The 14,318-nt window shown below is 62.7% G+C and carries 16 protein-coding genes; 5 read left to right on the top strand and 11 right to left on the bottom strand.

Going from position 1 to position 14,318, the window contains the following annotated elements; genetic code table 11:
• Nucleotides 1-8: 8 nt before the first annotated feature.
• The 5 genes from V5735_RS08765 to V5735_RS08745 form a co-directional block, all read right to left on the bottom strand.
• Entirely contained in the window at nt 9-311 is a 303-nt protein-coding gene (locus V5735_RS08765) for a DUF7562 family protein (RefSeq protein WP_423743181.1), read from the bottom strand.
• A gap of 47 nt (nt 312-358) precedes the next feature.
• On the bottom strand, nt 359-838 hold the full coding sequence (locus tag V5735_RS08760; RefSeq protein WP_423743180.1) for an RNA-binding protein: 480 nt from the start codon (nt 836-838) through the stop codon (nt 359-361).
• 115 nt (nt 839-953) lie between these two features.
• Nucleotides 954-1,652, bottom strand: coding sequence for a DUF1028 domain-containing protein (locus V5735_RS08755; protein WP_423743179.1), 699 nt, complete (start codon nt 1,650-1,652; stop codon nt 954-956).
• Between the two features lie 57 nt (nt 1,653-1,709).
• Nucleotides 1,710-3,182, bottom strand: coding sequence for a S8 family peptidase (locus V5735_RS08750; protein ID WP_423743178.1), 1,473 nt, complete (start codon nt 3,180-3,182; stop codon nt 1,710-1,712).
• A 184-nt stretch (nt 3,183-3,366) separates the two neighbouring features.
• The gene (locus V5735_RS08745) at nt 3,367-3,804 is read right to left on the bottom strand and encodes a hypothetical protein (RefSeq protein ID WP_423743177.1); all 438 of its coding nucleotides are present in this window, start codon (nt 3,802-3,804) and stop codon (nt 3,367-3,369) included.
• Nucleotides 3,805-3,956: 152 nt separating this feature from the next.
• Here V5735_RS08745 and V5735_RS08740 point away from each other — a divergent pair, with 152 nt between their 5' ends.
• Nucleotides 3,957-4,316 (top strand): cell division protein SepF, encoded by a 360-nt coding sequence (locus tag V5735_RS08740; RefSeq protein ID WP_007979619.1) that lies wholly within the window; start codon nt 3,957-3,959, stop codon nt 4,314-4,316.
• Here V5735_RS08740 and V5735_RS08735 read toward each other — a convergent pair.
• Genes V5735_RS08735 through V5735_RS08725 form a run of 3 tightly spaced genes read right to left on the bottom strand, consistent with a single transcriptional unit; the run spans nt 4,313 to nt 6,292 of the window.
• The gene (locus V5735_RS08735) at nt 4,313-4,705 is read right to left on the bottom strand and encodes a DUF5611 family protein (RefSeq protein WP_423743176.1); all 393 of its coding nucleotides are present in this window, start codon (nt 4,703-4,705) and stop codon (nt 4,313-4,315) included. The genes V5735_RS08740 and V5735_RS08735 overlap by 4 nt on opposite strands.
• A gap of 50 nt (nt 4,706-4,755) precedes the next feature.
• Nucleotides 4,756-5,601 (bottom strand): DUF7093 family protein, encoded by an 846-nt coding sequence (locus V5735_RS08730; protein WP_423743175.1) that lies wholly within the window; start codon nt 5,599-5,601, stop codon nt 4,756-4,758.
• Nucleotides 5,602-5,653: 52 nt separating this feature from the next.
• Nucleotides 5,654-6,292, bottom strand: a complete 639-nt coding sequence (locus tag V5735_RS08725) for a ferredoxin--NADP reductase (RefSeq protein WP_423743174.1) — start codon at nt 6,290-6,292, stop codon at nt 5,654-5,656.
• A 91-nt stretch (nt 6,293-6,383) separates the two neighbouring features.
• On the opposite strand from V5735_RS08725, the gene V5735_RS08720 reads away from it, so the two are divergent.
• From V5735_RS08720 to V5735_RS08710, 3 genes are all read left to right on the top strand, one after another.
• Entirely contained in the window at nt 6,384-8,141 is a 1,758-nt protein-coding gene (locus tag V5735_RS08720) for a 2-oxoacid:acceptor oxidoreductase subunit alpha (protein ID WP_423743173.1), read from the top strand.
• Nucleotides 8,138-9,001 (top strand): 2-oxoacid:ferredoxin oxidoreductase subunit beta, encoded by an 864-nt coding sequence (locus V5735_RS08715; RefSeq protein ID WP_007979608.1) that lies wholly within the window; start codon nt 8,138-8,140, stop codon nt 8,999-9,001. Before V5735_RS08720 ends, V5735_RS08715 begins: the two co-directional genes overlap by 4 nt.
• A gap of 402 nt (nt 9,002-9,403) precedes the next feature.
• Nucleotides 9,404-10,636: a digeranylgeranylglycerophospholipid reductase gene (locus tag V5735_RS08710; protein ID WP_423743172.1), complete on the top strand. Its 1,233-nt coding sequence runs from the start codon at nt 9,404-9,406 to the stop codon at nt 10,634-10,636.
• Between the two features lie 11 nt (nt 10,637-10,647).
• On the opposite strand, the gene V5735_RS08705 is transcribed toward V5735_RS08710, so the two are convergent.
• Nucleotides 10,648-10,956 (bottom strand): MazG nucleotide pyrophosphohydrolase domain-containing protein, encoded by a 309-nt coding sequence (locus tag V5735_RS08705; RefSeq protein ID WP_423743171.1) that lies wholly within the window; start codon nt 10,954-10,956, stop codon nt 10,648-10,650.
• A gap of 406 nt (nt 10,957-11,362) precedes the next feature.
• Here V5735_RS08705 and V5735_RS08700 point away from each other — a divergent pair, with 406 nt between their 5' ends.
• A complete protein-coding gene (locus V5735_RS08700; protein WP_423743170.1) occupies nt 11,363-12,526 on the top strand; it encodes a glycoside hydrolase in 1,164 nt (387 codons plus the stop codon).
• Here the strand turns inward: V5735_RS08700 and V5735_RS08695 are convergent.
• Together V5735_RS08695 and V5735_RS08690 are read right to left on the bottom strand one after the other, a co-directional pair.
• On the bottom strand, nt 12,523-13,266 hold the full coding sequence (locus V5735_RS08695; protein ID WP_423743169.1) for a 4-phosphopantoate--beta-alanine ligase: 744 nt from the start codon (nt 13,264-13,266) through the stop codon (nt 12,523-12,525). The genes V5735_RS08700 and V5735_RS08695 overlap by 4 nt on opposite strands.
• Before the next feature lie 53 nt (nt 13,267-13,319).
• Complete coding sequence (locus V5735_RS08690) at nt 13,320-14,153, bottom strand: pantoate kinase (protein ID WP_423743168.1); 834 nt, start codon at nt 14,151-14,153, stop codon at nt 13,320-13,322.
• Nucleotides 14,154-14,318 lie beyond the last annotated feature (165 nt).

Genomic DNA, 14,318 nt, shown 5'->3' with positions numbered 1-14,318 from the left:
TCGACTGGCTACCCTTCACGTTCCTCCAACGGGCCATAACGGTCTTGGACCGCCCTTTCGTACCGGGCCAAAAACTCAATCTGATCGACACGTCCGGCGTCGATGTCCACCAACAGCGTCTCCAGCTCGTCGCGCGGTTGATGGCATAGATCACGGTGACACGCCTTACAGAGGTGCTCGAACGTCTTTCCGTTTCGCTCCCAGCGGTTCCCTTCCTTATCGTATTCGCGGGCCGCGGAGCGGCGAACGGCGTCGCCACACGCGATGCAGATGACTGACTTTTTCTCCCGGTTCCGCCGGGAACCCCACATACTAGTCCCTTCGACGCCCCCCCACTTCCCCTTTTTGCCGCCGCGAATCAGACCACGAACTCGTAGAGGTCGTCGCCGACGAAGTGAACCGATTCGACGACCTTCCCGGAGTCGCCGACCATCTCGTCGCCGGTCGTTTTCGCGCGCCCGACGGCGAGGACCTTCCCGTGGGTTTCCTCCGCGATGGCGACCAGGTCGCCCGTTTCGATGTCGTCGCTCGCTTCCACGATGCCGGGGCGCATCACGTCCGCGCCGTCGCTGACGAACGAGACGGCACCCGCGTCGACGGTGACGACCCGCTTCGTCGGCGGGTAGGCGTTCGCGCCCTGCACGGTGAGGAACGGTTCGTCGTCGATGTAGACGACCATCGGGTCCCCGTTGACGAGCACGATGTCGAACTTCGAGTCCTCCAACTCCACCAGTTCGTAGGTGTCGGCGTCCAGTTCGACGCCCAGCGCGTCTTCGAGCGAGGTTTCTATCTCTCGAACCTCGTCGCTTCGGAGATGATGGCGAGACTTGACTTCCATAATCCGACGTGCGTTCGTCTCGTGCATAAACCCACCCGTTTGAACCGACGCGGGGCTGATACCGACGGTTCGACAGCCGAACCGACGCCGAACCGACAGACGGTTCGAAGTCGAATTACGAGTCGGCTTCGTCGCGCGTCGTTTCGTAGCGTTCGACGGCCGCGGCGAAACCGTCCCCGGCGAGTTCGTAGGCCTCCCGCAAATCCAGAATCGGCGTCTCGGTCGCGTCCACGCGCAAGTCGTTGTAGTACGGCTCCGTCTCGTCCGCCTCCGTCGTCTCGACGAGCAGCGCCGCGCTTTGGACGTGCAGTTCCTCGCGCTTGTCTCCGCCCTCCGCGTAGCCCGCCGCCAGCGCGTCGATGAGTCGCTCGGCCAGCGGTCGGTCGTCGTCCCTATTCTCCCGGTATTCGCGGGCGGTTTCGGTCACGACCGACTCGCCGGTCAGCAGGTTTCCGGCGACGGTGTAGTTCTCGCCGCTCTCGTGGCCGTACCAGCCGTTGCACTCGTCGCCGGAGAAGGTGAACGTTCCGTCCGCGTCGACGCCGTGCAGTTGGCGGTTCTCGGCCCCGTCGTCCGCGTTGAGGAGCGCGTTGAGGGCGTCCTCGATGGCGAGTCCGTCGTCCACGTACTCGATTCCCTTCCGCCCGAGTTCGACGTTGACGAGGCTTTGGGTGGCTATCGCTCCGTTCTCGCTGGCGAACGGGCACAGCGTTCCGACTCCCGGCAAGCGCGTCGTGACCGCGACGCCGAACCGCGTTCGATTGTCCCCCTCCTCGTCGGTGTACCGCTCCCTGACGCAGATACTGAACGTCATGAACCGGGTAACACAGCGTGCGAGCAAAAAAGTCGGTTTTCCGGCGAAGCGTTCGGGTCAGTTCGCAGTCTCGCCCTTCGGAGTGGGAATGATTCCGCCGCCGTCCGTCGGCATCCAGAAGAATCCCGGCGCGTAAACGGTGTCTCCGTCGCTGGCCTCCACGACGGCTCGGAAGGTGTATCCCTCGCCGTCGGTCGGCGTGTAAACCGTCTTCGTCACGGTATCCGGACCGCTGATGGTCGTCGATGGCGTCGTGTACGGGAAGAGCTCTTGGCCCTTCTGCGGACCCCATTCGAAGTGGACGGTCGCGGAATTCGCGCCGCCGAGATTGCTGACCTCGACGCTCATTTCCGCCGACCGCGTTCCGGCGTCGACGTTCACCGGTCCCGTCGTCGCTATCGGGTCCTTGTCCAAGTCGATGCCCGCCGTCGCGGCCTCCACGTCGAGGAGACCGTAGCCCTGTTCGTCCGAGCCGAGACCGATGTCCTCCGCGGTGTTGCGGAGGCGAATGCGCGCGTCGGCCGCGGAAAAGCCGTTCACCATCAGGATACCCGCCGCGCCCGCGACGTGCGGAGTCGCCATCGACGTACCCGAGAGCGTCTCGTAGGTCCCTCCCTTGTACGTCGAGTGGATGCTGGTGCCGGGCGCGGCGAGTTCGATTTCCGGCCCTTGCGAGGAGTAATTGGAGAGCGAATCGCTCGACGTGGTTGCCGAAACCGCGACGACTTCGCTGTACGCCGCGGGATAGCCCACGCAGTCGGTACAGGACCCCTCGTTTCCGGCCGCTGCGACGAGGAACACGCCGTTGTCGCTCGCGTACCGACACGCGTCCTGTACCGTGGACGAGGGTGACGACGCGCCCAGACTCATGCTGCCGACGTCCCAGCCTTGGTCGGCGACGTGTTCCAGTCCCGCGGCGAGGTCGGACCACGACCCCGACCCGCTCGAATCCAAGACCTTGACCGCGTGGAGTCTGGCGTTGGTCGTCACGCCGACGACGCCCCACGAGTTGTCCGCTGCACCGGCGATACCGGCACAGTGCGTCCCGTGCCCGTTGTCGTCCTCCCAACTGGACCCGACGAACGATTTACCCGACGAGACGTTCCCGCTGAGGTCCGGATGGTCGGAGTCGATACCGGTGTCGAGGATTGCGATGTCGGCGTCCCGACCCGTTCCACCCTCCGGGTGAATCACGTCCGCGTCCACGCGGTCGACACCCCACGGAAGGGTCTGTCCGCTGGCGTGAACCGTGCCGTTCTCCTCGACGTATCGAATGGTCGGGTGGGACTGGAGTCGTTCCGCGGCGGGGGCGGGAAGTTTCATCGTCATCGCCGGGAACGAGAATTCGCGGACGACGGCATCGGCGGCGTCTCTCGCCATCGCCTTTCCCGTGGCGTTCTCGAACCCAACGTTCACTTCTACGGTGTCTCCGGGACTCGCGCTCGCGAATCCGGTTCCGAACACGACGAGGGAACCGGTCGTCGCTTTCAGTGCTGTTCGACGCGAGATGACTTCGTTTTTATGAGACATCAAATAAGTACTGTTCTATCAATTATTAACTATTTTTATACGGGCGTAGAGTGCCGGAAAACTGTCCTCAGTGGGTCGTTCTCCGGAGAACGCGTGTTCGAGTCGGTAACTGTCCAAACCGCAACCGATACCGTTCGAGGGTCTCGAACGAAAAGTCACCGTTCCCGTTGAAGCGGGACTTCGTTTAGAAGGAGAACGTCCTCGTCGCGCCCTCGGTTCTCCCGTAGTCGTTGTACGCAACCGCGCGATATTCGTAGGTGATGCCGCTTTCTTCGCCGACGGGGTGTCCGGTGAAACTCGCGTTGTCACCGATTACGCGAAGTTCGGTATCGTACGGGAACCCGTCGCCTTCCGGACCCCACTCGAACCACGCCTCGACGTCGGTGCCGTACGCCCAGCCGGTGAGCTCGACCTCGCCGTCGTCTACGGTGTACGGTCCCGTTTGTGGTGTCGGCGGTGGACTGCCGCTTCCACTTCCACCGCCACCGCCGCCGTCACAACCCGTACACGGAACTCTCGCGGCTACCGTGCCCGTCATCGAGATGCCGGTTGCCGCTCCGATACCGACGCCGGTCAGTTTGAGCACGTCGCGGCGCGATGCGTGTTTGTCTTTGTCTACCATACAATTAGAATTACTTTCCGGTAGTATATAATATTTATTCATATAATTTGCCGCAACTATATCACGATAGAACCATTCTGTTCCTCGCCGCCGCGTTCCCGCACGCTTCGTCTGACGTAAGAACTATACTCGTTCGATGGCCCCGTAGTTCTATGGGATTCATGGATAAAATTCTCGGCGAGACTCCATCCGGGAGTGCCGGGGATTATGTCGAGCTCGATTTGGACGATTTTGATGCTGCACCCGACGAATCGCAAACCAGCGTCCATATCGCCGAAATTCAGGGCCAACAGGATGTCATCGCCATCAAGGACGCCGTGTACGACGGCGACATCGTTATCGCAGACATCACACGACTTCGAACGCAGGATACCACCGTCGAACGAATCACGGACGAACTACAACAGGTCGCCCGCGAAGTCAACGGCGATATCGTTCAGAAAGGCGACGACCAACTCATCGTGACGCCCACTAGCGTCAGTATCAGCCGAACAAAACTCGGTCGGGACTAGACGTTATCCGGCGCATCCGCATCGTCCTCGACGGTTCGCTTCAGCGAATCGCGGCGTGCTTTCGCGTCGCGGCCGGTCGCTTCGAGGAGGAATTCGTTTTTCTTGCTTACCGCGTCGGCAGCAGCGTCAGCGTTTCCTTCCGCGATGACGTCTTCGGCCGGTCGCTCTTCGAAGTGAACGGCGAGTTTGTCTTTCTTGCCGCTGTACGATGCCGCACCGGCGACGATCCGCTCGAACACCGGATTATCGGGTTCCTCGACCACGTAGAGTTCGTGCCCGTTGAACTCCTCCGTCCCCGTTACGTGACCGAAGTAGTCCTCGATGCTCGCTTTCAGGTCGGGCATTCGGTCTTCGAGATGCTCACCGCGTCGCATTTTGTATTCTTTCATGAGTTGGCCCCAGATTGGAGGGGTGGATGTTTACCCTTTTCGCGTCGCGCTTACTCTTGCTCGCTTAGGTATCCCCTTCGACACTCGGGACAGATGTCCCCCGCTCGAAGCGAGGACCCCGACGCTGCCCCACCGAACTGGCCGCATTCGGGGCAGACGAGTTCCGCGTCGACGCTCGACTCCGAGGCTTGGTCGGGTTTCGGCGCTTCCCGCGCCCGCGTGAAACCGGTGTCCGTCTGCGGGTCGGGTCGCGTGGTTCGCACGAATCTCGTCTCCTCGCGCGGTTCGGCCTCCACGAACTCCGTCCCGTCGTCCATCTTCGGCGCGCTCTCGGGCGTCAAACTCCCGCCGAAGCTCACCTCGGCGTCGGTTCCGTCGCCGACCTGTGCATCGAATCCTTCGTCTTCCATCCCCGTGTCGGGCCACTCCACCGGTTCCCGCTCCGCGTCGCCCACGTTCGTATCTTCCGCCTCGGGCCACTCGCCGTGGCTGCGTTCGCCCTCGTCGGCTTCCTCGCCGTCCTCGTCTTCGAGGATGACGCCATCGTCTTCCTCCGCGCTCTCCGGCGGTTCGAAGTCGTCGTCGTTGAAGCTCACGGGCTCCGGGTCCGATTCAGGGCCCGGCTCCGTGGTGGGGGAGGAGTCGATGATCTCCGTCTCGGACGGTGGTTCGGCCTGTCGGTCCGCCGACTTGCTCTCGATGGGTTTCGGCGTGGGTTCCGGTTCCTCTATCGCCGTCACCTCCTTGTTCTCGCTGACCACCTTCTCGTTTCCACAGCGTTGACACTCCTCGAACTCCCGGACCGTCACGACGACTTCGTTACCCTGCTCTTCGCGCTCGCGCTCTATTTCGGACTCGCCGTAGTCATGCCCCAACAGCGAACATCTGAGACCCATTGAGTGTGGGTTATTTTCACGGTGTGATAAAAGGGTATTGTTTTTTCTAACGTTAGCCGAAGTTTTCCGTTTTCGCCTCGTCCGGGTCGTGTCCGGTCGCTGCCAGAACGTCGCGAGCGTCCGAGAGGAAGTCGGCGAACCCGTACACGAACGACCGGCCGTCCGCGCGCAAGAGGACGGTCCGTACTTCCTCGCTCTCGCTCACCGCCTCCTCCGTCAGGACGACCGTCGCACCGTCGGCCTTCAACTCTCGAAGTCGGTCCTCGTGGGCGGGTTCGTCGTCACGATACACTACCGTCACGTCGTTTCCGTCCGCCAACGCGCGCTCCCCGATTCCGACGGCCGGACCGACGCCCGGTCCACCCGCGAGGACGATGACGCGGGCTTCGCCCTCGTAGTACGACCGACCAAAGGGACCCGCGATGGACACCGTGTCTCCGGTCTCGCGCTCCGCGAGCCACGGGCTGAGGTCCCCGTCCGGGTCGATTCCCACCGTGATTTCGAACGTCTCCGCCGCGTTCGGCGACGAGAGCGTGTAGTGGCGCGTGATTTCCTCACCGTCTACGATTCCGGAGATTTGGAGGAACTGTCCGGGACGGGCGTCGAATCCCGGCGGTGACTCGATTTCCAGCGCAATCGTCCCTGCTCCGACATTTCTCACCGATTTCACTTCGACTTCGGTTCCATCCATGATGGGATGTTTGGCCGTAAGAACCAAATTCCTTCCCACTTCGCCGACTCTGCTTCAGAAGGCTTTTGATTTGCCACCGGGTAACGTAGCAGTGATGCAAGACCTGAACTGGGCCATCGGCGGCGAAGCCGGCGATGGAATCGATTCGACCGGGAAAATCTTTGCGCAGGCACTCTCCCGCGCGGGCCGACATGTCTTCACCTCGAAGGATTTCGCGTCCCGTATCCGAGGGGGCTACACCGCGTACAAGATCCGGTCGTCTACCGATCGAGTCGAGAGCGTCGTGGACCGACTGGACATCCTCGTGGCACTGACCCAGCGGACCATCGACGAGAACCTCGACGAACTTCACGAGGACAGCGTGATCATCTACGACGGGGAACGGACGGAGATGGAGGACGTCGACATCCCCGAGGAGATGATCGGACTGGCCGTTCCGCTCCGCAGTCTGGCGAAGGACGCGGGCGGAACCATCATGCAAAACACCGTCGCGCTCGGTGCGGCGTGCGAAGTGGCGAACTTCCCCATCGAGAACCTCGACAGCGCGCTCGACAAGAAGTTCGGCGCGAAGGGTGAGGCCATCGTCGAGAACAACAAGGAAGCCGCCCGTCTCGGACAGGAGTACGTCCAGGAGGAGTACGACTACGACTTCGAGTACGACGTGGAAACGACGGACAACGACTACGTCCTGCTCAACGGTGACGAGGCCATCGGCATGGGTGCTATCGCCGCTGGCTGTCGCTTCTACTCCGGCTACCCCATCACGCCCGCGACGAACGTCATGGAGTATCTCACGGGGCGAATCGAGCACTTCGGCGGCACCGTGATGCAGGCCGAGGACGAACTGTCGGCCATCAACATGGCGCTCGGCGCGGCGCGCGCCGGTGCACGCTCGATGACGGCGACGTCCGGTCCGGGTATCGACCTGATGACCGAGACGTTCGGTCTCGTCGCACAGAGCGAGACGCCGCTCGTCATCTGCGACGTGATGCGCTCCGGTCCCTCGACCGGGATGCCGACCAAACAGGAACAGGGCGACCTGAACATGACGCTGTACGGCGGCCACGGAGAGATTCCGCGGTTCGTCGTCGCGCCGACGAACGTCGCCGAGTGTTTCCACAAGACCGTCGAGGCGTTCAACTTCGCCGAGAAGTACCAGACGCCGGTCTTCCTGCTCGCCGACCTCGCGATGGCCGTCACCGAACAGACGTTCTCGCCCGAGGAATTCGACATGGACGCCGTCGAAATCGAGCGCGGGAACGTCGTGGACGAGGACGACATCGAGGCGTGGACGGACGAACAGGACCGGTTCCAGCCGCACTTCCCGACCGCTGACGGCATCAGCCCCCGCGCGTTCCCCGGAACGAAGGGCGGTGCCCACATGTCCACCGGTCTCGAACACAACGCGCTCGGTCGGCGGACCGAGGACACCGAAATCCGCATCGAGCAGGTCGACAAGCGAAACCGAAAGGTCGAGACGGCACAGGAAGAGGAAGACTGGAGTCCGCGCGAGTTCGGCGACGAAGACGCCGACACGCTCGTCATCTCGTGGGGGTCGAACGAAGGGCCGATGCGCGAAGCCCTCGACTTCCTCGAAGAGGACGACGTGAGCGTTCGGTTCCTCTCGGTTCCGTACATCTTCCCCCGCCCCGACCTCACCGAGGACATCGAGTCCGCGGACACCGTTATCGTGGTCGAGTGTAACGAGACCGGGCAGTTCGCCGACGTTCTCGAACACGACGCGCTTACCCGTGTCGAGCGGATAAACAAGTACAACGGTATTCGATTCAAGGCCGACGAGTTGGCCGACGACATCAAAGCGAAACTCGGACAGGAGATAGAAGCATGAGTTCAGAGGTTCGATTCACCGACTTCAAGTCGGACAAGCAACCGACGTGGTGTCCCGGATGCGGCGACTTCGGGACGATGAACGGGATGATGAAGGCACTCGCCGAAACCGGCAACAGCCCGGACGACACGTTCGTCGTCGCGGGTATCGGGTGTTCCGGAAAAATCGGGACGTTCATGCACTCCTACGCGATTCACGGCGTGCACGGACGTGCGCTTCCCGTCGGCACCGGCGTCAAACTCGCCAACCCCGACCTCGAAGTGATGGTCGCGGGCGGCGACGGTGACGGCTACTCCATCGGTGTGGGTCACTTCATCCACGCCGTGCGCCGGAACGTGGACATGTCCTACGTCGTCATGGACAACCGCATCTACGGACTGACGAAGGGACAGGCCTCGCCGACCAGCCGCGAGGACTTCGAGACGAGTACGACCCCGGAAGGCCCGCAACAGCCCCCGGTCAACCCGCTCGCCCTCGCCCTCTCGGCGGGTGCGACGTTCATCGCACAGTCCTTCTCGACCGACGCACAGCGACACGCTGAAATCGTTCAGAAGGCCATCGAGCACGACGGCTTCGGCTTCGTGAACGTCTTCTCGCCCTGCGTCACGTTCAACGACGTGGACACGTACGACTACTTCCGCGACTCCATCGTCGACCTCGCGGACGAGGGTCACGACCCGCACGACTACGAGGCGGCCAAAGAGAAGATTCTCGACGCCAGCAAGGAGTATCAGGGCGTCATCTACCAGGACGAGGACAGCGTTCCGTACAGCGAACTCCACGGCATCGAGGGCAACATGTCCGAGATTCCCGACGGCGCACCCGAGGACGCGATGGACCTCGTGCGCGAGTTCTACTGAATCGCGGACCGATTCGACGCTGGACGACCCGAATTCGTTTCCCGTTCTTTTTCATGCGCCACGATACCGACTAGCCGTGTCGCTTCCGTTCGGGTCTTCGTCGCTCGCCTTCCCGTTCCCCTTCTGACCCTCTCTTCACGACTGAATTTCGTTCTTCGCGGCCGTTTGCGTCTGTTTTTTATGATATGAACGGCAAGAACGGATAGAGATGACTGCGGAGATACGCGCTGTCGTCAGCGGTGCTGGGTGTTCCCCCACCGCGGCGACCGTTTTACTCGATTCCCCCGACACTGGCCGACTTTGCGACGCTATCGGCGGCCGTTCGACCGTCGACGCGTCGTCAGTTCGAGCAACCGGAACAGAGGAGCGAACACCGTCCCCGTATCGGACGAAGGTGGCGGTATGAGCGACCATTTCGACGTTATCATCGCGGGCGCTGGCCCGGCCGGTGCACAGTGTGCCCGGGATTTGGCCCAACGGGGCTACGATGTCGTCGTCCTCGAAGCCGAAAAGGAGGACACGTTCCCGCGCCAGAGCAACAAGTCCACGGCCGGGACGTTCTCGTCCATGATGGCGGCGTTCGGCATCCCGGACGACGTGGTGATGAACTACACCGACAACGTGGTCCTCGAATCGCCGAACGAACACTTCGTCCAGGCACAACCCGGTGCCGTCCTCGAATTCGCCGATTTCAAGCGGTTTTTGGTGGCTGACGGTCGGGACGAGGGTGCCGAATACTGGTTCGACGCCCGCGTCTCGAAGCCCATCATGAGCGGCAACGAAATCGTCGGCATCCGGTACGCCGGGGACCAAGAGGTGTACGGCGACATCATCATCGACGCGACCGGTCCGAGCGCGCCGCTCGCAAAGAGTCTCGGCGTGACCAACCTGAAGCGCGAGAATCAGGCCATCGGCGTTGAGTTCGAGATGGAAGGCGTCGACGTGGACGCCGACGGCTATGCGGACCTTACCGACGCGATGATGCTTCGACTCGACCACGACCTCGCGCCGGGCGGCTACTCGTGGATATTCCACACCGGAGAGGATACCGCGAAGGTCGGCCTCTGTTATATCCAAAACGAGAGCCACCACGACTACGCCAAGGAGGGGATGGGTATCGACGATTACCTCCAACACTGGCTGGACACCGACCCGCGGTTCGAGAACGCGGAACGGATGGAAGGCAAACAACACCGCGGGTCCGCTCACATCCAGATGCCCGGCGGCCTCTCCACGGACAACTTCATGGCCATCGGCGACACCGTGCCGACCATCGACCCGCTCTGGGGAGAGGGGATTCACACCGGCATGAAGTCCGCGCGAGCGGCGGCGATAACCGCTGATCGCTGTTTTATGACCAGCGCCTCGGACACCTCCGCGGAGAAGATGTCGATATACGACAACCTCTGGCACGGCGACGTCGCGCCGCAGATGCGGACGCGACTGCTGATGACGCAACTGCTCTATCTCGCCGAGAACGAGCGCTACGACACGCTGATTCGCGACCTCAAGCAGCTCAGTCACGAGATGCGTTCGAACGCGAACAACGGGAAACTTCGCGGTATCATGAAGCTCCTCCACTGGGAGGACATCCCGCTCCTCAAGCGGTTCGCCAGAGAACGGCTCCCGATGTAACGTTTCCGACGCTATTTTTCGGCCGAACTCGCGGTTCCCGTCTCTCGAATCCGCCGCCGATACTTTTCGAGCGCGTCGTCCAACGCGGCTCCGGCGTCCACATCGAGTGCGTTCGCCACCGCGAGCAACGAGAACAGTGCGTCGCCGAGTTCGTCTTCCGTCACGTCGAGCGCCTCCGGGTCGTCTCCCCATTCCGTCGATTTCGTCACGTCGGCCGCGATTTCCCCGACCTCCGCGGCCAAATCGAGAATTCGATACGCGGGGTCGCTCTCCAGGTCGTGTTCGGCTACGAACGCGGCAACCGCCTCTTGTTCGTCCATACTCACTTCGACCCGTCATGTCGGAGTAAACTGTTCCGGTTCGCCCCGCCGCCTTCCAGTACGCAACGGTGCGGTGGTCGAACTATCCCGATCGGCGCGCGCTGACGGCGGCTCCGGACTTCCGTGTCGCTGACCGTGGTTACGGAAATGACGACTCCTTTCGCCACGTCTCGAACCACTGATTGCTACGGCAAATTACTGACACCGTCTCTATGTAACTAAAAACACTGAAATACACTGAAAACTACTATATCATACTGAAGCCTACTATAATTCCCTCCTCCTTCTTCCCCTCCTTTCCTTCCCTTTCCTCTTCCACCGCTGAAAACCGGGGTCGATCCGTTTCGGAGCGTTCTCGTCGAAATCATCCGCGAACTAATATGTTCTCGGAAAGCGATTGCTGTCATTGAACGTTCGGATGTTGGAGGGGAATCCGACGCGGCGAGGAGTACTTCGATTCGGTGCGATAGCGGCCGGTGTCGGCGTGGCGGGGAGTTCCGGTCGACGAACCGAGAGCGACGCCGATTGCCTGTCCGGTGACCGCGGGACGAACGGCGAAGCGGACGCCCCGGTCGACGTTCGCGGAGCCATCTACTTCCCGTCCAGAGCGTACAACACGTTCCAGATGTGGCACGGCTACGACCCCGACGTCATCGAACGCGACCTCTGCTACGCGAGTCGGATAAACTTGAACGCGTTGCGGGTGTGGCTGAGTTTCGAAACGTGGCGGCGCGAGCCGTTGCGGTTAGGACTCCGACTCGAACACTTCCTGACGACGGCGGCAAACCACGGCCTCCGGGTCCTGCTCGGTATCTTCGAAGGTATCGGGTTGAATCCCACAGAACGCCAACTGCAAAACACCGACCCGCTCACCGCTCGGCCGGTGTTCTCGCCGTCGCGGGAAATCATGGAACAGCGAACGCGCTGGAACCTGCCGCGACGCTTCATCCGATGGTTCATGGAACGCCACCGCGACGACTCGCGCCTGTTGGCCATCGAACTGATGAACGAACCCGGCTGGAAACCGTGGAAGATGCGGTTCGCGCGAGCGATGTTCCGAACGCTCGCCAATCAGCGCGGACGCGTCCCGCTGTCCGTCGGTTCGACCAACATCCCGAACAACCGGGACTATCGAACGTGGGGAAGCGAGGTGTACCAGTGCCACAAGAACTTCGCCCACACCGAAGGACAGTACCGACGGTTGCTCCGCCGCATCGACGCGGCCGAACGTCGGACCGGTCGCCCCGTCTGGCTGACGGAGTGGCAGCGGCTCGCACCGCCCCGAAAGGGGACCGGAACACATCCGCCGAACTACGCGTCGCTCGCCCCCCTAATCCGTCGGGCGGGCGTCGGCAATTTCTTCTGGTCGCTCATGGTCAAACCCGCGTATCAGGTCTATCGCCGAAAACAGGGATTGATAAGCGGAATCTTTCACGAGGACGGCGCGGTCTGGAGCGCGGACGATGCCCGGGCCATCAAAGCGATGTCGGGCGACCCCACTTTCTCGGGCGAGGAACGCTCCGAATGGCCGTCGTGGGCCGAGTCCGTTCGGAACGCCGTCACCGACTAGACGTCCCGTATCGCTCGTTCAGCGTCGTCGAGGGCCGCGTCGCGGTCGAAGTCGGCGACGATGGCTTCCAGTTCGTCGCGGGACGCGTCCGCGAGGTCGCGGGCGTGCTCCGTCACGTTCGGCACCGCGCGGATGATGTTGTCGATTATCGGAATCGCGGCGGTTCGCGGCGAGCGCGAGAGCGGATTCAGGTCGATGACGATCTCCGTCTTCCCCATCTCGGCGAGCGCTTCGGCCCGGTCGCCGTCCTCCAGCGGAACGAGGACGACATCCGCATCGTAAATCCCGTCTTCGTCCACCTTCCCGCGCTCGTGTTCCAGTCCGGGAATGCGAGCGTCCGCGGCGAGTCCCTTCACGTTCGTCGCGCCGTGTTCCCGGAGGTGGTCGGCGATGGCCCGCATGCGTTCTTCCGTCCGTCCGAACAGGTTCACCTCGATGTCCGCGCCGGTCGCCTCGGCGAGGGCGACGGTTTCGCCCGGCACCAGCGCCGCCACGTTTCCGTTCACCGAGAGCACCGCGTGCTCCGCGAGGAGCAGTCGCGCCGCCGCCGCCCGCTCCGCCGCGTCGGCGCTCTGGAGGGTCCCCTCTCCGAGCAGGTAGTCGAAGGACTCGCCGCGGCCTTCGGCGATGAGTCCCTGCTTGCTCGTGATGCCCTTCTCGACGCCCTCCTCGATTCGGTGGCGCGTGAGAAGCGACTGGTATCGCGGATGGTCCTCGGGAATCTCCACCTCGTCGGTCATACCCGATTCTCCGAAGCGGGGGGAGAAAACAGCCGTGATTCGATTCCGAACGCCTATTCGAGCACCGTCGCTCCGGCGTGGTGCGTTTTGCAGGCGCGTGCGTCGTACCCCGCATCGGAGAGCCCCGTATCGAGCGCGAAGACGGTTTCACCCAGCATCGCCATCGAGGCGTACCCACCCGCCGCGTGAACGTCGTCGATGACCGCCCGAACCTCGTCGGTGAGCAGGCCGGTCCGTTCCGCGAAGGCGTTCGATTCGGCCATGAACGTCCGCAGCGTCGGTTGGTTCACCAACGCGACGAGCGCGTCCACGCCCGCCCGCGAGAGTCGGTTCGTGCTCCCCGAGAGCACCTCGGCGGTGGACAGTTCACCGAGCGAGAGATACTCGACGGTCGCCCGCGTCGGCACGCCGTCGAGACGGTTGTGTTCGGGTCCGCCGGGCTCGAGTCGGATGGGAATTCCGCCGCGCGCCTGTGCCACCACGTCGCCGAGTCCGGTCCCCGCCGCGACCTCCGCCTTGTGCGCGAGCGTCACGAGTTCGTTCTCGGAGCGTCCGTCGCCGAAGACGTCGTTCGCGGCGTACGCGGTTCCGAGCGCGACGGCGCCCGAGACGCCGAACCCCGAACCGAGCGGGAGGGTCGTCTCGGCCGAGATGCGCGCCGTCTCGTCCAGTTCGTCCAACACGCGTCGCCCGGATTCGACGGCGGCGAACTCACCGTTCAGTTCGATACTCGTCTCCGCGGCCGGTTCGACGGTCACGGTGACTCCCTCCGAAAGCGTCAGCCCCGCCCCGCGAGACCCCGCCCGTTCGGGGTCGTCGGCCTCGTGAATACTGAAAAACCCCGTGATGTGGCCGGGAACGAACGCGCGACCAACCTCGTCGCTCATACCCTCGCTTTCGGGCGACAGCGTATAACGGTTAAAATTCGTCGTCGTCACTCGAGGGTCTCGTTCGTGTGAAGATGTCGTCCACGATTTTGCTCGAAGACAGCGGTCCGACGAGACCCGCTTCGCTCGTCTCGGTGGCTCGCAACGTCTTCGTCTACGGACTCA

This window comes from Haladaptatus sp. SPP-AMP-3, from assembly GCF_049568665.1.
GTDB lineage: Archaea > Halobacteriota > Halobacteria > Halobacteriales > Haladaptataceae > Haladaptatus > Haladaptatus paucihalophilus.
Note: the sequence above shows the minus strand (reverse complement) of the source record. Positions and strands in the feature narration are given on the sequence as shown.